The sequence below is a fragment of the Paenibacillus sp. HGH0039 genome, from assembly GCF_000411255.1.
Lineage (GTDB): Bacteria > Bacillota > Bacilli > Paenibacillales > NBRC-103111 > Paenibacillus_F.
In genome coordinates, this window is sequence record NZ_KE150412.1 from 1523807 (window position 1) to 1544056 (window position 20250).

At 55.8% G+C, this 20250-nt stretch carries 17 protein-coding genes; 1 reads left to right on the top strand and 16 read right to left on the bottom strand.

Going from position 1 to position 20250, the window contains the following annotated elements; translation table 11 throughout:
- Nucleotides 1–83: 83 nt before the first annotated feature.
- From clpX to HMPREF1207_RS06665, 16 genes are all read right to left on the bottom strand, one after another.
- Nucleotides 84–1349 (bottom strand): ATP-dependent protease ATP-binding subunit ClpX, encoded by a 1266-nt coding sequence (clpX, locus tag HMPREF1207_RS06600; RefSeq protein ID WP_009674211.1) that lies wholly within the window; start codon nucleotides 1347–1349, stop codon nucleotides 84–86.
- A gap of 12 nt (nucleotides 1350–1361) precedes the next feature.
- Entirely contained in the window at nucleotides 1362–1955 is a 594-nt protein-coding gene (clpP, locus tag HMPREF1207_RS06605; protein ID WP_009674201.1) for an ATP-dependent Clp endopeptidase proteolytic subunit ClpP, read from the bottom strand.
- 202 nt (nucleotides 1956–2157) lie between these two features.
- Complete coding sequence (tig, locus tag HMPREF1207_RS06610) at nucleotides 2158–3525, bottom strand: trigger factor (protein ID WP_009674213.1); 1368 nt, start codon at nucleotides 3523–3525, stop codon at nucleotides 2158–2160.
- Nucleotides 3526–3679: 154 nt separating this feature from the next.
- Nucleotides 3680–4594 (bottom strand): hypothetical protein, encoded by a 915-nt coding sequence (locus HMPREF1207_RS06615; RefSeq protein WP_009674220.1) that lies wholly within the window; start codon nucleotides 4592–4594, stop codon nucleotides 3680–3682.
- A 247-nt stretch (nucleotides 4595–4841) separates the two neighbouring features.
- On the bottom strand, nucleotides 4842–5579 hold the full coding sequence (locus HMPREF1207_RS06620) for a PIG-L deacetylase family protein (RefSeq protein ID WP_009674207.1): 738 nt from the start codon (nucleotides 5577–5579) through the stop codon (nucleotides 4842–4844).
- A 24-nt stretch (nucleotides 5580–5603) separates the two neighbouring features.
- Nucleotides 5604–6566, bottom strand: a complete 963-nt coding sequence (locus tag HMPREF1207_RS06625; RefSeq protein WP_009674231.1) for an N-acetylglucosamine kinase — start codon at nucleotides 6564–6566, stop codon at nucleotides 5604–5606.
- Complete coding sequence (gene argH, locus HMPREF1207_RS06630) at nucleotides 6563–8074, bottom strand: argininosuccinate lyase (RefSeq protein WP_009674223.1); 1512 nt, start codon at nucleotides 8072–8074, stop codon at nucleotides 6563–6565. The genes HMPREF1207_RS06625 and argH overlap by 4 nt, the downstream gene beginning before the upstream one ends.
- Nucleotides 8075–8132: 58 nt before the next feature.
- Nucleotides 8133–8879 (bottom strand): creatininase family protein, encoded by a 747-nt coding sequence (locus HMPREF1207_RS06635; RefSeq protein ID WP_009674203.1) that lies wholly within the window; start codon nucleotides 8877–8879, stop codon nucleotides 8133–8135.
- Nucleotides 8880–9044: 165 nt separating this feature from the next.
- Entirely contained in the window at nucleotides 9045–11570 is a 2526-nt protein-coding gene (locus HMPREF1207_RS06640) for a PIG-L family deacetylase (RefSeq protein ID WP_170318668.1), read from the bottom strand.
- 160 nt (nucleotides 11571–11730) lie between these two features.
- Nucleotides 11731–13437 (bottom strand): ABC transporter permease, encoded by a 1707-nt coding sequence (locus HMPREF1207_RS06645; RefSeq protein WP_369994055.1) that lies wholly within the window; start codon nucleotides 13435–13437, stop codon nucleotides 11731–11733.
- A 52-nt stretch (nucleotides 13438–13489) separates the two neighbouring features.
- Nucleotides 13490–14572 carry an ABC transporter ATP-binding protein gene (locus HMPREF1207_RS06650; protein ID WP_009674234.1) on the bottom strand — a complete coding sequence of 361 codons (1083 nt, stop codon included), beginning with the start codon at nucleotides 14570–14572 and terminating at the stop codon, nucleotides 13490–13492.
- A gap of 143 nt (nucleotides 14573–14715) precedes the next feature.
- Nucleotides 14716–15804 (bottom strand): extracellular solute-binding protein, encoded by a 1089-nt coding sequence (locus HMPREF1207_RS06655; protein ID WP_009674225.1) that lies wholly within the window; start codon nucleotides 15802–15804, stop codon nucleotides 14716–14718.
- Between the two features lie 31 nt (nucleotides 15805–15835).
- On the bottom strand, nucleotides 15836–17035 hold the full coding sequence (locus tag HMPREF1207_RS06660) for an ROK family transcriptional regulator (RefSeq protein WP_009674194.1): 1200 nt from the start codon (nucleotides 17033–17035) through the stop codon (nucleotides 15836–15838).
- A gap of 273 nt (nucleotides 17036–17308) precedes the next feature.
- Nucleotides 17309–17437, bottom strand: coding sequence for a hypothetical protein (locus tag HMPREF1207_RS30540; protein ID WP_256123684.1), 129 nt, complete (start codon nucleotides 17435–17437; stop codon nucleotides 17309–17311).
- Between the two features lie 89 nt (nucleotides 17438–17526).
- On the bottom strand, nucleotides 17527–17772 hold the full coding sequence (locus HMPREF1207_RS30725) for a DUF4023 domain-containing protein (protein ID WP_442950128.1): 246 nt from the start codon (nucleotides 17770–17772) through the stop codon (nucleotides 17527–17529).
- Between the two features lie 28 nt (nucleotides 17773–17800).
- The gene (locus HMPREF1207_RS06665) at nucleotides 17801–18154 is read right to left on the bottom strand and encodes a hypothetical protein (protein ID WP_009674233.1); all 354 of its coding nucleotides are present in this window, start codon (nucleotides 18152–18154) and stop codon (nucleotides 17801–17803) included.
- Nucleotides 18155–18395: 241 nt separating this feature from the next.
- Here HMPREF1207_RS06665 and asnB point away from each other — a divergent pair, with 241 nt between their 5' ends.
- Complete coding sequence (gene asnB / locus HMPREF1207_RS06670; protein ID WP_009674228.1) at nucleotides 18396–20240, top strand: asparagine synthase (glutamine-hydrolyzing); 1845 nt, start codon at nucleotides 18396–18398, stop codon at nucleotides 20238–20240.
- Nucleotides 20241–20250: the final 10 nt, after the last annotated feature.

Consider the following 20250-nt stretch of genomic DNA (forward strand, 5'->3'; position numbering starts at 1 on the left):
CAAATGATGAAGCGGGCAGCCAAGGCCGGGCAGCTTGGAGGCTGTCGGTTACTCTATAGTATGAGCTCCTGTCTCAACCGAGATCAGGCGCTTTCTTCTTTCTTCTTGTTGACTTCCTGACCTTCCTGAGAGGAAAGAATAGGGGTCAATTTGTCCTGAACCGAATCTTTCGTAACGGTGCAGTTCGTTACATCCGTGCGGGACGGCACGTCGAACATCACATCAAGCATAATGCTTTCAATGATAGCACGAAGACCGCGGGCGCCGGTGTTGCGCTTAATGGCTTCTTTGGCGATAGCATCCAGCGATTCCGCATCGAATTCAAGCTTGACGTTATCCATGTCCAGCATCTTCTGATACTGCTTCACGAGGGCGTTCTTCGGTTCGGTGAGAATACGAACGAGAGCGGCTTCGTCCAGCGGTTCCAGCGTGGAGACAACCGGCAGACGTCCTACGAACTCCGGAATCAATCCGAATTTCAGCAGGTCTTCCGGCAGTACCATGGAGAGGTACTCGCCCGGCTTCAAATCGGTTTTCAGACCATCGGAGCTAAAGCCGATGACTTTCTTCCCGATTCTGCGTTTGATGATTTGTTCCAAGCCGTCAAACGCGCCGCCGCAGATGAACAGGATGTTCGTCGTATCGATCTGGATAAATTCCTGATGCGGATGCTTGCGTCCGCCTTGCGGCGGTACGGAAGCGACCGTACCTTCCAGAATTTTCAGAAGGGCCTGCTGTACGCCTTCGCCGGACACGTCGCGTGTAATCGACGGGTTCTCGGACTTGCGGGCTACTTTATCGATCTCATCGATGTAGATAATGCCGCGTTCGGCTTTCTCCACATCGTAGTCGGCTGCTTGGATCAGCTTCAAGAGAATGTTCTCGACATCCTCGCCCACGTAGCCGGCTTCCGTAAGGGAAGTCGCATCGGCGATGGCGAAAGGAACGTTGAGAATTTTGGCAAGCGTCTGGGCAAGAAGGGTTTTCCCGCTTCCCGTAGGACCTACAAGAATGATGTTACTCTTCTGCAGTTCCACTTCTTCCAGCTTGCTTTGGGAGTTGATCCGCTTATAGTGATTGTAAACGGCAACGGACAGGGATTTCTTCGCCTGATCCTGGCCGATTACATATTGATCGAGAATGCCGCAAATGTCCTTCGGCTTCGGAATGTCTTTGAGATCCAGCTCTTCCTCGTGCCCGAGCTCCTCTTCCACGATTTCCGTGCACAATTCAATGCACTCGTCGCAGATATAAACGCCGGGACCCGCAACGAGTTTGCGGACTTGATCTTGGGACTTTCCGCAGAAAGAACATTTCAACTGACCTTTTTCATCGTTGAATTTAAACATTGGATCACTCCTTTAAGATTTCAGGTCGCTTCGAGTGATGACTTCGTCGATCAATCCGTACGCCTTCGCATCTTCCGCGCTCATAAAGTTATCGCGATCTGTATCGCGATCTATTTTATCATACGGCTGGCCGGTATGCTTCACATAGATATTATTCAGCTTCTGCTTCGTTTTGATGATCCAATCGGCGTGAATTTTGATGTCCGACGCCTGCCCCCGGACACCGCCCAGCGGCTGATGGATCATAACCTCGCTATTCGGCAAGGCAAAACGTTTACCGGGCGCACCGGCCGTCAAAAGCAGGGAACCCATGCTCGCTGCCATGCCTACGCAAATCGTCGACACGTCCGGTTTGATGTGCTGCATCGTATCGTAAATTCCGAGTCCGGCCGTTACCGAGCCACCCGGAGAATTAATGTATACGTGAATGTCTTTCTCTGCGTCCTGGGACTGTAAAAACAGCAGTTGGGCAATGACAAGGTTAGCCACATCATCATCAATCGCGCTGCCGATAAAGATAATACGGTCTTTGAGCAGGCGAGAATAGATGTCGTAGGAACGCTCACCACGGGCTTCTTGCTCCACAACCATAGGGATAAGACTCATTGGACCAACTCCTTTGCGGGTACTTACTTTTCATTTTACCATGTTTAAAAGGTAAAGTCATTTTTAGGATAAATCCCGCTAAATATCGCTTCCGCGGCTGTTTTCGGGTAAAACAAAGGCACGCTTTGGATTACGTGCCTTTGTATGTGTCCTATTATACAGCTTTTGTCGGGATCGTGCAGTGCCTGGGAAGGCGAAGCGATTACTCGGCCGCTTCTTCTTCTTTGGCTTCCTCTTTCGCTGCTTTTTTAGCTTTCGATTCTTTCTTAGCCGGCTTTTCTTTCTCTTCCGTGCTGTTGGCGAGCAGGAAGTCTACGGTTTTGCGAACAGCCAGATCCTGCTTGATGCCTTCCAGGCTGCCGTTAGCTTCGAAGATCGAGCGAAGCTCTTCAACGGATTTCTGGTACTGCTCGGCAAGACGATCCAGCTCGGCGTTCACGTCTTCGTCCGTCGCTTCGATTTTCTCTGCGATCGCGATCGCTTCGAGAACCAGGTTGTTGCGAACGCGTTTCTCGGCGTCTTCTCTCATTTGAGATTTCAGCACGTCCACGTTCTGGCCGGAGAATTGGAAGTACAGATCCAGCGTCATGCCCTGCATGCGCAGACGTCTTTCGAATTCACTTACCATCTGGTCGAGTTCGGTTTCGATCATGGAAGCCGGAATTTCAACGTTCGCGTTGGCAGCGGCCTTCTCGACCACAGCTGTTTCGCGCTGAACTTCAGCATCCTGCTTCTTCTTCTCTTCCAGGTTCTTCGCGATGTCCTGCTTGTACTCTTCGAGCGTGTCGAATTCACTTACGTCTTTAGCGAACTCGTCGTCAAGCTCAGGAAGGTTCTTGCGCTTAATGTCGTGCAGCTTCACTTTGAAAGTAGCCGCTTGACCTTTAAGCTGCTCGGAGTGGTATTCTTCCGGGAATGTCACTTCGATGTCCTTCTCTTCGTCCTTGGTCATGCCGACGATTTGCTCTTCGAAACCAGGGATGAAGCTGTTGGAGCCCAGCTCAAGGGAGTACTTCTCCGCTTTGCCGCCTTCAAACGCTTCGCCGTTCACGAAACCTTCGAAGTCGATGATCGTGATGTCGCCGTTTGCCGCCGCGCCTTCTTCAACCACGACAAGCTCAGCGTGTCTTTGCTGCAGGCGTTCCAGCTCTTCGTCGATTTCCTTCGGAGTTACCGCGCTGTCCGCTGCAGGAATCGCGATGCCTTTGTAGTCGCCGAGTTCCACTTCCGGCTTCACGGCTACTTTCGCTTTGAACTTCAGGGCTTGGCCTTTGCCGAATTGTTCAACGTCCACTTCAGGACGGTCAACAGGCTCGATGCCCGTTTCTTGAACGGCCTGCATGTAAGCTTCCGGCAGAATGATGTCCAGCGCATCCTGGTACAGGCTTTCGATGCCGAAGCGCTTTTCAAAGATGGACCGCGGCACTTTACCTTTACGGAATCCCGGAACGTTTACTTTGGCTACGACTTTCTTAAAAGCTCTGTCGAGAGCGTCGGCAACTTGCTCCGCTTCCACTTCGATATCAAGAACTGCAGTGTTCTTCTCTATTTTTTCCCAGCTTGCTTTCATTTTATGCTTTCCCCTCCAAAAATGTACCCTGACAAGTATTTTTTCACGTTCTGACCTCATAATTAAGCCCGTAAGCCTTTTAGTGGCCATTATAACCATTCTAGTATACCACAAACCCTTGCTTTTTCAAGCGAATGACTGGAATGGCTTTATTTTAGCCGCCCGTGTACAAAGCCTGGATAAAAGATTGCAGACAAGCGTAAGCTTCGCCCCACGCCTGCAGCATGGAAGCGGTGATTCCGTACTGCTCCCGCAGATGCTCCCTGTCCGCGCTCCCGAATAAAGATTCGTGAAGAACGGTATGCAGCGCGCTCGCCCAGACGTCCACCTCTTCTTCCCGGCAGCTGCTCATGGACGTGTACAATTCCGTGCCGTACACCGTTTTGAGAAATTCCAGCCACGTCTGCTCGGCGAAAAAACCGAAGTCCGGCTGCTCCGACTCGCTGATCTGCTGAACCCGGTATACCATTTCGCGTATCCGGTCCGGGAATTCTTCGAGCTTCAGGGGCGTATCCTCGATGCGGAGCACCATTTTGTTCTGCGCGCGCGCAAGCACGACAGGGCCCTTGCCTCCCCGCTGCTTCAGCATCTGCAGGGCTCTGAATTGGACGAACGGATGGCTCGGGGCCGTATGGAGCCACTCTTTTACAAACTCGTCGATCCGGTCGTCCTCCGCAAAAGCAAGCTGCTCCAGAGCGATCATCTGACGCTCCATATCCGTACCGTCCTCAAGCATGTCCAGCAGACTCCCGACATACTGCCGGCCTTCCGCGGACTTCCCGGCCACCGACTGGCGCTTGAGGTCTTCCTCGGTAATTTCCTCCTCTTCACCGCCCTCCTGCATGACGGCATCGTCGTACAGAGTTTCCGGGAACATCGTTTCCAGCCACTGTAGAAGAGCTCTCCACTGGGCTTGTTTCTCCGCATCGTCCCTGGCGAACTGCAGAAGATAACGAAGCAGGCGCACCGCCTCTTCATAGCGCTCCTGCTCCAGCAGTTGGGTCATCTGCTTCTCGTAGGAAGCGGCCGTTTTGGGAAATAAAACTACATTATCGTAGGAATGAGTCAAAGGTTCCACCTCGAAGCCGGACTCGTCCCGGCTGATTTTGAAATATTCTCCCGCAGTTCCTCCTGCAAAAGATCATCCATAAAGTGTACCGGATTAGCGAGAGGAAATCAAAGAACGGGATTTGGGCGGGTCCCCTCGCCCTCGCTGCTTCCGGCGTCTTTCCGTACGGCCGGACACGTAAAAAAAGCCAGCCTCCTGTCGAAGGAAAGCTGACCTCGTTTATTGAGCTGCTTAATAAAAAAGAATATCAGACCAGTTCAACGACCGGAATTTCACCAGCGCATTTGTTTAATCCCGTTGGCTGTCCGCCCCGCCGCACAAGCGTAAAGTATTCGTAGCGCCCGATCACCGAATAGTCGCCGTGCATGACGCCGGGGTAGGCCCGGTCCACGGAATACACCTGGCTTTTGTGCGCCTGGAGCGCTTCTCCCTTGCGGCTGCGGAATTCCGAAATATTCACGCGTGACGTAATGGGGCAGCACTCGGACGGGCCGCAGTCGCCGCAGTGGTCGTAATAGTTCGGAATGGAGGCGTAATAAAGGTCAGGCGCCGCCCCGCCGTCCGCGTCCAATTCCTCGACCGCCCGCAGCACCGCCTTGGAGATGGCGATATGATCGGGATGCCCCGTTACTCCGTCCGGAGGAAACGTGACGACGAGATGAGGCTGCAGGTCCAGAATCGTCGCGGCCACACGGGCGGCCAGGAGATCTTCACGGACCTCGGCCAGGCCTCCGTCCGGATAACGGTAGAAGTGAACCCGCTCGACGCCGAGAACGGCGGCGGCCCGGCGGAGCTCCCCTTCCCGGTACAGCGCGATTTCTTCCCTGCAGGTAAACGTGTACTCCCCCGTTTTGCCCTTGCAGCCGGATGTGGCGCAGGCCAAATGGACAGCATGTCCACGCTCCGCATATTTGGCCATCGTGCCTCCGCAGGCAAACGATTCGTCGTCCGGATGCGCAAACACAAAGAGCAGCGTTTTCCTCATAACGTCCCCCACCCTCCCCCGGATTTACGGCAGCAGGCTGAGTCCCTGGGCGATCACTCCGTAAATCGGTTCTTTTTTTATTTCTTCCAGATTACATGAAGGGGCGAATTCGCGCAATTTTTTCGTCAAACGGCTCCGCACAAACTCATTATTCTGGAGAACCCCTCCCTGGAGGATCAAAGTGAAGGAAGTGTCTTTCATTCCAAGCTTTTCGATAACGGCCCGTCCCCCGTAAACAAGCTCATCCGCGGCGGCTTCTAGAATACGCAGGGAGGATGCGTCTCCCTCCCGCGCGGAATCGCTGACAAGCAGCGACAGTTCCGCAACGGTGTCTACCCGGTAGTCGGCCGAATACACCCAGTTGTACAGCTCCTCCTCCGAACGGAGGTCGAGATAGGGCAGGACTCTGCGGGCGAGAATCGTCGGCCCCTGCCTGCCGTCCAGGGTCTGCAGGATAGCGGTGAGGGCCTGTTTGCCGATCCAGTAGGCACTCCCCTCATCCCCGACCCGGTAGCCCCAGCCCCCCGCCCGGGCGCTGCGTCCCTGTCCGTTGACGCCGTAAACGATGGAGCCGGTGCCCGCGATAAGCAGGACGCCCGGCTTGCCGTCCGTCGCTCCGAGCAGCGCGGCAAGTCCGTCGTTCTCCACGACGACCCGGTCCGCCTGAATCTCCGCCCTGGAGAGGGCTTCACGGACGAGCCCTTCAATGATCTGCCGGTCGTAGCCGGTATCGAGCCCGGCCATCCCGAAGACCGCGCATTCGACGCGCAGCGTTTCGTCCGGAGCGGGAGGTTCCGTCAGATCCTCCCTGGCGATCTTCATGGCCCGCACCAGCTCATCCACGGCGGCTTCCTTGCCTGTCGTCTGGTAATTGCAGGAGCCTCCCCGGCCGGTTCCTTCTATTTTTCCCTGCCTATCGGTAAAAACAGCCAGGCACTTGGTTCCACCGCCGTCTACGGCAAGCAGCGGAATGCTGCGCCCCTTCATTGACCGGAGCTCCATCCTTCAAGCGCCGCATCCAGGTGCGACAGCGCCTCTTCCGTTTTGCTCTGCGAATCCCGGAGCCAGGCTTCCTGGGTTTGCTGACGGCTGCGGCGGTCTGCGATCGTGCTGCGGATTTCGTCCGGGGCAGGTCCCCCGGGCAGGGTGCGGATGTAGACGAAATGGACAGGGTCCAGCGAGCTGCGGAACGCTTCTTCTGTAATCGACAAGTCGCGGCCGATCACCTGACGGGCAATCTCGTTAACCATATCCAGCGATATTTCGTTGGCGGCCAGCCCTTCGGATACCGCGCGTTTCACGACTCCGCTGACGATGTGGTGGGCTTTGCGGAAAGACAGGTTGTCGGTCCGCACCAGAGTATCGGCAAGTTCGGTCACCGTAGCAAAGCTGCCTTCCGTCCGCTTGCGCAGCACATCTTTGTCCACGTGAATCGTACCGATGACGCAGGATAGAAGGCGGTACATCTGATCGAGGACAGCCAGAGCTTTCCATGCGTACGGCTGCATGTCGTCTTCGGTGTCGACGATGTCGCCGAACGGCGTGTTGTGCATCATCGTCAGTACGGTCTGGGTGTTCCCCACGCAGCTCGAAAGAAGCGAGCGCATGTGTTCGAACGAGACGGGATTGCGTTTTTGCGGCATGATCGACGAAATCTGGACGTACGGGTCGGCTACGCGCAGCACACCGAATTCCTGTGTGCACCACAGCAGGAAATCTTGGGAAGAGCGGCCGAGATTAATGGCGGCCAGCTGTACGGCCGTCGCAATCTCACCGACATAATCGGCCCCGCCGATGGCGTCGTAGGAGTTATAGATCAGCTCGTCGAAGCCGAGCAGTTCCTGCATTCTCTCCCGGGAGATATTGAACCCGGAAGTGGTCAAAGCGGCGGAGCCCATGCTGCTGCGGTTGCAGTTGGCGTAGGCGGCCTGCAGACGGCGCACATCCCGGTCGAGCGAATCCGCCACCGCCATGATGTAATGAGCGAGCGTTGTCGGCTGCGCCTGCTGGGTGTGCGTGTAGCCGATCATGATCGTTTCGGCGTGTTCCTCGGCGAATGCGAGCAGTTGGCTTTTGAGGGCAAGCGCTCCCCGGATCGTCGTCTGGAGCTTCTCCCGGAGCACCATCCGGTAAATCGAGATGCCCATATCGTTGCGGCTGCGGGCCAGATGGAGATTGCCGGCGATGTCTCCGGCCGCTTCCAGCAGGTCGCTTTCCACTTGGAAGAACAGGTCCTCGAACTGTCCCGTGTACTCGGCTTGACGCAGCCCTTCCAGATTCAGTCCGCGGATCGCGTCCGCAATTTGCGACGCTTCCTCTTCGGTAACGAGCCCCTGGTCTTTAAGCATAATCAGGTGCGCTTTATTGATTGCCATCATCGGGCCGAGAAGACTTGCTTTCGCTTCATTGAAAGCGGGTTTAAGCACAGCTTCCGTATAGGTCAGCCCGGGAAAGACGGCGCCTTCTTCCTGTAAAATCTGTTCGCGGTTTCTCATGCGGTCCATTCCTCCTAGTGGTACTTTCTATATGTTTATGACAGGCAAGCGGTGTGGTTCAGGGAGCGGGCCGGCCTAGCCAGTTCGCAATGAGGGCGTTCATGTTGGCCGTGACCTCGCCTACAATCCAATCGCCCGCTTGAAGAGAAGTCTGACGGATGTGACCCGTGTAGCCCGCCCAGCCTTCCGGCGTGCCTTCCACCAATACGTAAGGCATCGGGGAAAGCGGAGGAGGCGGAGTCAATTCCGCATCTTCTTCCGATACATGAACCAGGTCGGGACGGAACGCTTTGACAGCGGACATTTCGTAAGGCCCGCCGTGTCCTCTTCCTGTCGTCCCTTGAAAAAATCCGAGCTTTTCCGGAGCGTCCGCAGCAGCCAGCTGCCACCAGTTGATCAGGAGAAAGCTTGCATCCTTCCAGCGGGAAGTTACTTCCTCGGCAACCGTCCTGGAGGCTCCAATGTTGCCGTCATGGGCGTTGAGCAGCACGATTCGTCTGAATCCCGAACGGCAGATGCCTTCCAGCACATCGCTCAAATACCGGTGAAACACGGCCGGATCGATGGATATGGTGCCGGGATAATCCCCCGTTTTGCCCGGACATGCCGTGTAAGGAATGGCCGGATAAACGAGGGGTTTTAACCCCGGGTCAATAAGTCCCGCGAAGCCTTGGGCGAGAAAAAAATCCGTCCCCAGCGGAGAATGCGGACCGTGGTACTCGAAGCTTCCCAGCGGAACGACCGCAAAGGCGGCATTCCTGAAAGCGGACTCGGCATGCCTTCCGTGGATATCTAGGGCCTTCATGTTGTCCCCTCCGGTTTCTTTGGTTTGTTCCTGCTGCCGGATCAAGCCGACCGCGATAGAACGGAGGATCGGAAGATCCCCCGCTGCGGTCTTTCTTCATTTAAATAAGGAGTGAATCATCGGGCTTTTTGAAATAAAAGAACGGTATAAGTTCAATTGCCAAGCTTACTGCTTCAAGCTGATCATGTTCACGAACATCCGGATGGAACCCGGAACAAGGCTCGGCATTTCACGGTACCAGACAAGCGAGCTGTACGTATACGTGCCTTTGCCGTAATCGGCGGACAGGAAGGTGCCCGTAAATTCTTTTTCGCCCGGATCGCCGTTGGAAATCAGTTCGGTGTATTCTTTACCCCACTCAGCCGGATTGTAGGCCGAACGGTCCTGAATCCAGTTCTGCCAGTCGGCGTCCGTAATTTTGTTCGGCGTATTGAAGATCTTGTGATCCGGCGCCAGCATGGTTACCTTCGAATTCTCGTCCGTTACCCTCCATTGAATGAGAGGCTGGCCGATTTTGATCGGGTACGGCGCGAGGTCCGGCGTCCATTTGTCTTCCGGCTTGTGATACTGAACGACCAGGTTGCCGCCGTTTTTCGCGTAATCAAGCAGACGCTGGTTGCTCGGAATCAGTTCCGGACGGAACGCGTAAGCGCGAATGCCGAGCACGATCGTATCGTATTGGGACAGATCCCCGAACTGGATCGCTTTCGCATCCAGGTTCGTCACGTTAACGCCTACCTGGCGCAGAACGGCGTCGATATTGTCAAAACCGCTGGAAACATAGCCGACTTTAAGATCCTTCGACACGTTAAGGTCAAAAGCTTGAATCGTTAAAGTCGCCGGTTTCACGTAATAAGTCGTTCCGATATGCGGGTACGTAATGACCTGCACCGTCCGGCTTGTGTCGGTCTGGCCTTCTTTGGCCACGGCGGAAATGTCCACCTTGCCCGGTTTCACGCCCTTCGGCGCTTTAACGGTAAACTCGATGGCTTTCGTTTCGTTCTTCGCCGCAAAGCTTACGTCCTGGGAAGCGGGCTCGACCGTCCAGCCTTCCGGAGCTTTCAGCGCAACGGTCGTTTTGGAAGCTCCCGGCGCGTAATTGCGGGCGGTTACTTTAACCGGTACGGCTTCGTCCGGCTTAAGCGTGTTGAACACGGCCGCTTCCGGGCTGAGGGTCAAGGACGTTGCCGGAAGAACGGCAACCGCATTGTCCGGTACCGCATGGACCGCTGCCTGCGTGCCGTAGGCTGTGTATGTAACATCAGCGCTGATGAGCGGCAGGGCGTACGGGTTGAAGTCGGCGACTTTCGCCGGAACGGTCACTTCGAACTCGGTTTTGACCGTCTGGTTGTAACCCAGTTTCTTGAACTCGGCGTCGCCCGCCGGCTTGGCTGTCCAGCCTTCGGGAACATTCAGCTTCATCGCGATGTCCGAGATATCCACGCTGCCGCCGCTGTGTGCGGTGACTGCCACCTTCGCCGTTTGTCCGGCTACAAGCTCGCCCGATACGGGCTTCACTTTAACGGTCAGAGAGGCCGCTTCCATGCTCGCTTTGTTAAGCTGATCGGTTTTCACCTGCAGCCTATGAAGGAGATCAGTTTTAACTGAAGAATCTAAAGTGGATTTTTCCACATTTTCAATCGCTGACTTCACGTCCGCCTTCATTTCATGAACCTCGCGTGCGACGTTCGCGAATTTAGGATAGGCGGCGATGACTTCATTGGCATCCTGCTGCAGGGTTTTCAGATCTTTGACGATCTTGTTGTCTTTGCCTTTGGTGTCCAGCTCTTTGGCAAGATCTTCGAACGTAAAGGAAATGCCGTCGAAGAGCGAGCTGCTTTTTGAAACGGCTGTCTTGTTATCCCCGGCGGTCCCTGCCAGCTTGTAATAAGAATTGCCGGGACCTTCATCTACATGGCGGCCCATGCCTTGGCTTTTGTGCATAAAACGCGATTCTTCCCCCAACTGCGAGTAGGAAGCTCCGTAAATTTCGTTATAGTCACCGACCGGAAGGGCGACATCGTAATCCTTGTCCGTGGCCGGCAGGTACAGTTTCTTCGGCTGCCATACGGCGAGGCCTTCTTTAAGCTGCGCCGGGAAAATAGCCGGATTGCCCGCGTCTTTGAACGCCCGTACCGTCAGAACGTTGATGGCCCGGTGATGACCGTGAGTGGAATCTTCGTTCAGGAAAGCGGGAATCAGGATGTCCGGCCGTTTCTGGCGGATTTGGCGGATCAACCGTTCGTAGGCGACGGATTCGCCCCACTTCTCCAGCGTTTCGTCCGGGCTTTTGGAAAAGCCGAAATCGTAGATCGGATCGTCGAGCTTCACGCTAAGGTTCGCCAGCGTAATGTTCGTGATTTTGGAAGCTTCCTGCAGTTCCCGGGTCCGGATAATGCCGAGGGCATTGCCGAGCTCGCTGCCGATTTCGTTCTGTCCGCCCTCTCCGCGGTTGGCGATGACACTGGAGGTGTCGACCCCTTGACCGAGAGATACATACGCGAGTGTAGCACTGTGCTCATCGTCGGGGTGAGCCCCCGTATTCATGGCACTGGCGATTGTGGTGAGCGGCTTGATTGATTTCCAGAGATCGACAACCCCTCTGTCGGCCGACGCTGTCTGCGGCGCCGCCGGTAAGGCGACGGTTCCGACAACCGTCAGCGAGACGGCGGCTGCCACCCACTTTTTCATCCATCTGTTTGCACTTGCTTGACTCAATCGCTTCTCCTCCTCAGGCGTAAAAGTGGCGGCAGGAATCCTGCATGACTCCCTGCCTTTATCAAAATCGCGGCGGACGCGGCGTTCCGCGGGGGAACGGCCGCGACCTTACGATAATGAACCGTAGCTCGGGTCAGATAGCGGACCCGGCGTTGCCGCCGGTCAGCTTCCTGGAAACGAAAAGAACGAGAATGATCATGACAATCTGCAAGACTCCGTAGGCGCATGCCGTACCGAATTCGAACGCGTACATGCGCTGGAAAATTTCAACCGACATAGGTGTCGTGTTATTCGTGTACAGAAGGATCGACGCTACGAACTCGCCGAGGCCCTCCACCATGGCCAGCAGCGTTCCCGCGAGAATACCGCTCAGGGCCATCGGGAAGACAACCCGCCGGAAGCTGTACCACCAGGACGCTCCAAGGTTGCGCGCCGCTTCCTCTACCGAGCTGTCCATCTGCATCAGAGTCGAGGATGTCGACCGGAAGATCAGCGGCAGATGACGGACGAAATAAGCGAGCGGTAAAATCCAGAAGCTGCCGATCAGTACCTGGTTGAACGAGAATACGTTCGGCTCACTGAAGGCCGTGATCAGGTTGACGGCTACGACCGTACCCGGCAGCGCCCATGGCAGCATGATCAGGATGTCGAGCAGCGTTTTGCCCTTGAATTTCATCCGGACGATAGCGTAAGCCGCCGCAACGCCGAAGAGCAGGTTGCCGATGGTCGCCACGAAGCTCATCTTGAAGCTGTTGGCGATCGGGCGCCATGTTTTCGGATCGGTAAACAGGTCTTTAAAGTGCTGGAGCGTATACTCCGGCGGAAGGACCTGGACCGTCCATGTACTGTCTTCGGAGAAGGAAAGCAGGACGATGACGAGAATCGGCAGCATCAGCACAAGAGTGGCGATAAAGGACAGCACCATCGCCGTGTACTTGCCCGCCTTGCTTTTCACTTCGGTCCGGTGGACGCTGACGCCTTTGCTCATGTTCTGATAGTTCCGCGCGTTCTGGTACCAGCGCATCATGATCAGGAACAGGATCGACACGATCGACAGCAGGGTCGATTGAGTCGCCGCCATGTCCAGGTCCCCGTTCGTTCGGGACAAGTAAATCTGCATGGTGAGCGTCCGGTCGATCCCGAACACGAGCGGCGCCGTATAGGACGCCATCGAGATCATGAAGACGAGCAGCGAAGCCGCGATAATGGCCGGCGTGAGCATCGGCAGGATGACTCTGCGCCAGATAAGCAGGCGTCCGGCGCCCAGATTGGCCGCCGCTTCTTCCAGCGACGGGTCCAGACCTCTGATAGCGGTGGACGCCGTCATATAGAAATAGGTGTACATCGTGAACGTATGGACGACGATGACCCCCCAGATGCCCTTAAGCGCAAGCGGCGCGTGATCCAGGTCAAAAAGCTTCTGCAGCGCGCGCGGGATAATGCCGCTGTCCCCGTACAGGAACGAGAAGGACAGCACCCCGATCAGGGGCGGAAGAGCCATCGGCACAATCGCGAGGACGGACAAAATTTTGCGTCCCGGAAACTCGTAGCGCTCCAGCAGGAACGCCATCGCGACACCGACGATACCGCAGGTGATCACGCTGAGTACGGAGATGTAAACGCTGTTCCACAGCGCTTCCAGATTCGATGTATGATCAAGACTGAAGAAGCGGGCATAATTTTTGAACGAAAAAGCCCCTTCCAGCTTCACACTCTGTAAAAACGTCTGAAAAAACGGATAAATGACATAGGCAAGCAAAATCAGAAACAACGGCGCGATGAGCACATAGACGAAGTAAGGCGACGTCGTGATCGTGGTCCATCGGCTGTTCGGACGGATGGCCGGCTGCTGCTTGGCTTGCGGTTTGTTCGTCTGCACGGGCGCACCCTCCTTATTCTACGAAATAGACGCTTTCCTTCGGGACGGCAAAAGCGATATCCTCATCACGGTGGCGCATGCGCTGGCCGGGGCCGATAAACATCGCTTTAATCGGCAGCGTGCCGACCTGCGCGACGTAGTTGACGCTCACGCCCGTAAATTCCGACATCAGCACTTTGCCGGCCAGAATGTTCTCCAGGCCTCTCTCCGAAGCCGCGGCCTCGCGGATCGATTCCGGACGGACCGAAACCGTCACCTTGCTGCCCTGTGCCAACCGGCACTCGGGCGAAGCGTTGGCGGCAAATCCCGTGATAAGCGTGTCGGACGAGGTTCGGACGTACACCGTGTCGCCTTCCAGGCGCTCCACGGTCCCTTCCCACAGATTCGACTCCCCGATAAAGGAAGCGACGAACCGGTTGACGGGACGGTTGTAAATGTCGTGCGGAGTGCCGATCTGCTGCACGACGCCGTCTTTCATGACCATGATCCGGTCGGACATGGACATGGCCTCGGCCTGGTCATGCGTGACATAAATCGTCGTAATGCCGAGCTCCAGCTGTAAGCGCTTAATTTCGAGGCGCGTCTCTTCCCTCAGCTTCGCGTCGAGGTTGGACAGCGGCTCGTCAAGCAGGAGAATATTCGGTTCGATCACCAAGGCTCGGGCCAGTGCCACCCGCTGCTGCTGCCCGCCGGACAACTGGTCGATTCTGCGGTCGCCGTATCCGTCCAGGTGGACGAGCTTCTGGGCGCGCGTCACCTTATCCATAATTTCCGCCTTGGACTGTTTGCGGACTTGGAGACCGAAAGCAATATTCTCGAACACGGTCATGTGCGGAAACAAGGCGTAGTTCTGAAACACCATACCGGTGTTGCGTTTGTTCGGAGGCGTATACGTCACGTTGTTCTCGCCGAACATGATCCGTCCCTCCGTCGGATAATAGAAACCGGCGATCATGCGGAGCGTTGTCGTTTTGCCGCAGCCGCTGGGTCCGAGAAACGTGAAGAATTCGCCCGGCTGGATGTGGATGTCGACGTTTTCAACGCCGCGTGCGCCGTTAAACTGTTTGCTTACTTTATCGAGCTTGACTTCTATCAAGTGGAATCCCTCCTAGAAAGTAAAACTTCCCTACCTATCCGTACGTCTCTCCCGCCGGCACAAAGGCACAAATCGTATCATGTGCCCGGCCTAAACGGGCCCGGATGGGGCTTCCCCCACCCGGATCTGTCAGGCTTCGGGCTTTATTTCTTGCCTTTGCCCTTAATGTTTTCATCCCAGTACTGCATCCACTCTTTTTCTTTGGAGGCCAGTACTTTCCAATCGAGCTGCAGCGGTTTCGTTTCGATTCCTTTCAGCCAAGCCGGGAATTCATCCTTGTTGATGTCCGTCCGAGTCGGGATCTGGAACAGCTTTTCCGCTTTCTTCTTCAGTTCTTCTTTATCGAAAAGGAACTCGTAAAATTTCTTGGCGGCGTCCATGTTTTTGGCGCCTTTGACAATACCCACTCCGTCTACGAGGATCGGAGCGCCGCTGGCCGGATAAATGAAATCGAACGGCTGCTTTTTCATTTCCTTCTGAATCAGGATATCTTGGAGGTTCCAGAGGGAAAGCGTACCTTCCTGACGAGCCATTTTCAGATACAGGTTGGTCGGATCCTGCGTGTATTCCTTCGTGTTCGCGTCCAGCTTCTTGAGCCAGTCGTAGCCCTTCTGCGGATCCGCAGGGTCCTGGCGGTAAATCATAGAGGAATAGATCGTGCGCATCGTACCGGACGCCATAACGCCGCGGATCAGAAGCTTATCTTTATATTTCGCGTCCAGCAGCTCATCCCAGTCCTTCGGAGCATCTTCTTTCTTCAGCGCCTGGGAGTTGTACATGATCACTTCGGGCAGGAGCATTTCGCCGTACCAGCGGTCCTGGGCGTCTTTGTTCTCGGCCGCGACGTTATCCGCGAAGGTCGGCTTATACGGCTCAAGAAGACCTTCCTCGGCTCCGGTTATGAAAGAGGACTGTGTGCCTCCCCACCAGAAGTCCGCCTGGGGATTCGATTTCTCGCCGCGGATACGCTCCAGAACCTGCTGGCCGCCCATCGTCATGACTTCCACGTCGATGCCCGGATTCTTTTCTTTGAATCTCGGCAAAATTTCGTCTACCACGTTCTTGTCGCGGGCGGTGTAAATCACGAGCTTCTGGGAACCGGAAGCGGCTCCTCCGCCGGCGCCTTCGGCACCCTTCTTCGCACCGTCGTCACCGCCGCCGCAGGCCGACAGGCCGACAGCCATTGCCGCGATAAGAGTCAAACTGGTCCATTTGGTCATCTTCTTTTTCACTTGTACTCCCCCTAGTTCTAGATTGTATCGTTTAATCCGCGCCGGCAGATCCGGAGGATCTGGCCGGCTGGGCGGACGGAAACGCTTCCAGCACACTGTGGACGGCCCCCAGCAAACCTGCCCGCTCCCTCAGCCCCGCCAGTTGGATGTCCGGCAGCACCGGAACCCACTGCGCAAGCAGCTCGCGGATGCGGGCCAGGCCGCTTTCGCTCAGATGAACCATTTCGCCGCTCAGAATGAGCAGCTCCGGGTCCAGCACACTGACGGTATTAGCGATCCCGGACGCCCAATGGATGTAAACATCTTCGAGCAGCGTCCGGGCTTGGCGGCTTCCCTGATCCGCCTGTTCGCCCAACTGCCGCAGGATGCTGCGCCCCGGATCGACGGTCAGACCGGCAGCCTTCGCTTTGTCGCCGATGCCGATAACGGAGTAGTTCTTCTCGAAAACGCCGAATTCGCCTTGTCTGCGGAGCCGGTCGCCGCCGATAAGCATGTAGCCGATTTCGCCGGCAGCCTCTTTGCTGCCTCTGTAAAACTGCTTGTCGATGATAATCCCGGCCCCGATCCCGGTGCCCACATACATGTAGACCAGGCTGGAAACCCCCGAGCCGGCGCCCTCGTAAAATTCGCCCATCGTCATCATATTGACGTCGTTGTCGAGAATAACGGGAATGCCGAGCCGTTCTTCGATTTCCTTCCCGACCGGCAGGTTCATCCAACCCGTGCTCGGCGCGTAGCTGACGGTGCCGCTGCGCTTCTGTGTAATACCCGGCAGGCCGACGCCGATCCCGATAACGCGGTCGCGGCCGAACCCGCTTTTCTCAAGCAGCGTATCCAGGTTAGTCTTGAGCGCTTCCAGAGCGGAATCGCCGTCAACCGGCTGCTCCAGGCGGGTATGCACATGATGCAGCAGCTCGCCTTTCATATCGGCAATGGCCATTTCCAGCTCACTGCCTTCAAAAACGGCCCCGACGACCGTATACGCCTGAACGTTGTATTCAAGGAGAATCGGCTTGCGCCCGCCCTTCGACTCCCCGGTTCCCACTTCATGAATAAGTCCTTCATGGATCATTTCGTCCACGAGAGAGGAGACGCAGGGTCTGCTCAGCTTGGTCCGGACCGACAATTCGGCTCTCGACAAGCGGGGATGCTGGCGCAGTTGGTACAGAATGCCTTCCCGGTTCATTTGCTTTACTAATTTCGTATTTCCCGTTTTCCCCTTGCCGATCACAAGCCCAATCACCACCTTACTTAGTTAAAATGACTAACAAACTAATTAAATCAAGTATATGTATACGTTTACATGATGTCAATATAAAAAGTGAAATTAGTCATAGAAAATAAGTTTTAATCGTATTATTATTAATAATTTCATATATTTTTATCCCTTTTCAACCTTAAAAAGCGCTTATTCTTCCCTTCAGTTTATTTCCTTTTCCGCCTCCTTATGCGTCCGCGTCAAAAAGCCCGCTGCAGCCGCAGCAGGCTTTCGTCTTCCTTACGCTTACTTCTCCGTACCGTGACTGAGGTTGTTCTGGGCCGTGTGCTTGACGTTTTTGGCCTCCATCTCCTCGGCAAATTCCGCGTTTACTTCGTACTTTTTGCCTTTGGTCGCTTTCGAAACCTTCGCCATGTTCATCACCCCCGCCCGGTTGTCGATTTCCTCTGTTCCGGCCTCCGCCGCAAACGGACGGTGAACCGGAATACTTAAAGCGGCACTGCTCAGTGCTGTTTGTTCGGGAGCCGTTTTTCCGGGCGGTTTTTGCCTTGTGTCCTCCGGTTGCGTTCGTCTTTACGCTGAGTGTCATGCAGTTTGCTGATGAAGTGACTATCCATCTCCGCAAGCCTCCCCGAGAAATAAGTTTCGTGAAGCCGTCTTAGTATGTCCGGGCTTAAGGGGGAAGCATGCCGGGTCCCGCGAAAAAAAGAAAAAGAGCACCTCCCGGCGCTCCTCGGTTCTCTATACATATAAGTGCTTGTCCGTTTAGGAAAGATCTTAAGCTTCCGCTTCCAGTCTCATGGCCATGTCAACCAGAACCGCGCGCGCTTCCGGCTTCGTTTTCACTTCGTTGTAAAGCTTCTCGAAAGCCGCTTTGTTTTCTTTGAACTCGCCTTCGTTCTTGATCGTGAAATGACTCCACTCGATCAGACGGTTCTCCGCATGGCGAAGCTCATTGAAAGCTTTATGGAAACCGCTGCGTTCAATCGCATCTTCCATTTCTTTCTGACCGATTTCCGCACCGTTTTGTCTCATGTCGTTCAGTTTCTTGTCAGCCTGCTGGCTGGCTGCGAGAAATTGTTCTTTGGCCGCCAAATAATCGATTTGCGCCCTGGCGTATTTACGTTTCATCAATAACAGTCCACCTTTAGCATGATTTCCCCGATAGCGCTTGCAGGGGGAGTTTTCTTCTACCAGATTCTATTGTAACAAAATTTTTCTGGAAACAAAACCGATTTCGCCCTTCCAGTTCTTCCGGTCCTTCCGGGGTGGACAGACATTTTCGCTGCCGGCGCCGCATACCCTTTAATCATCGCATTCGGCAGTCTTCTCGAAAGGCTCGCTTAGAACGTATTTCGAAAGGGTGAATATCATGTGCGGAATTACAGGATGGATAGACTGGCGCAAAGATCTGACCACATCTTCATCCATTCTCGAAAATATGACGGAAACCTTGGTCCACCGCGGTCCTGACGCTTCCGGCACGTGGATATCCGGCCACTGCGCCCTGGGGCACAGACGGCTGAGTGTCATGGACCCGCTTAACGGCGCTCAGCCCATGATCCGCAAGGACGGGGACCGGACGTACTCCATCGTATATAACGGGGAATTGTATAACGCTCCCGAGCTGCGCAGCGAGCTGGAACACCGGGGCCACCGGTTCGCGACCTCCTGCGACACCGAAGTTCTGCTGGCCGCTTTCGTCGAATGGGGCCGGAGCTGCGTGGAGCGGCTGAACGGCATCTTCGCGTTCGCGGCCTGGAACGAACAGGAGCAGACCTTGTTCCTTGCCCGGGATCGTCTTGGCGTCAAGCCTCTATTCTACAGCCACACGGACGGCGCCTTCCTGTTCGGCTCGGAGCCGAAGGCTATACTCGCCCATCCGGATATCAAAACCGAGGTAGGCGCCGAAGGCCTTGCCGAGATTTTCGCCGTCGGACCCGCGCGCACGCCCGGTCACGGCATTTACCGCAACCTGGCCGAACTGAAGCCGGGCCATTTTATGGTTTACGACCGCAGCGGGCTGACGATCCGTCCTTACTGGAAGCTTGAAAACCGGCCCCATACGGAAAATGTGGAGGAAACGGCGCTCCATATCCGCGAGCTCCTGGCCGACACCGCCCGGCGCCAGCTCGTCTCGGACGTCCCGGTCTGCACCCTGCTTTCGGGCGGGCTGGATTCCAGCGCGCTGACGACACTCGCCGCCCATCATTACCGGGACAGCGGCAGCGGCGTGCTGAATACGTACTCCGTCGATTATGCCGACAACGACAAGAACTTCAAGGAGAACGCGTTCCAGCCCAACTCCGACGCCCCGTGGATCAAGCGGATGACGGAGTACCTCGGCACGGAGCATCATTACATCGAGTTCGACACGCCTGAACTCTTCGAATCGCTCCGCACCGTCGTACTCGCCCGCGACACGCCCGGAATGGCCGACATCGACGGCTCTCTTTACCTGTTCTGCCGCGAAATCAAGAAAGGCGCCACCGTGGCGCTTTCCGGCGAAGCGGCCGACGAGATCTTCGGCGGCTACCCCTGGTTCCACCGGGAAGACGCCCTTAACGCGAACACGTTCCCGTGGTCGCTTTCGCTGCCTCAGCGGGTCGGTATTCTGTCGCGCGATTTCGCCGACTGGATCAAGCCCGAGGCATACGTCCGCGGCCGCTACGAGCAGGCGCTGGCCGAGGTGCCCCGTCAGGCGGGGGAAACGCGGGAGCAGAACCGGATGCGGGAGATGTCTTACCTGAACATCACCCGCTTCATGCCGACCCTGCTTGACCGCAAAGACCGGATGAGCATGGCCGTCGGGCTCGAGGTCCGGGTTCCCTTCTGCGACCACCGGCTCGTGGAATACGTGTGGAACATCCCGTGGGATATCAAAACGGCGGGTGAGCGTGAAAAAGGCATCCTGCGGAAGGCGCTCGTAGGCGTACTGCCGGAAGATGTGCTGGCCCGCAAAAAAAGCCCTTATCCCAAAACGCACAACCCGAATTATGCGACCGCGGTCAAACAACAGGCGCTTGAAATTTTAAGCGATCCCTCGTCGCCGCTTCTTCCTTTTGTGGATGCCAAAACGCTGCGCGCCATGGCGGCTCCGGGAGCCGAATCGACCGAGTTCCCCTGGTTCGGCCAGCTCATGTCCGGTCCGCAAATGTTCGCGTATCTGATCCAGGTGGACACGTGGCTGCGCGAATATAAGGTATCGATCCGTTAAGGTTCTTCCC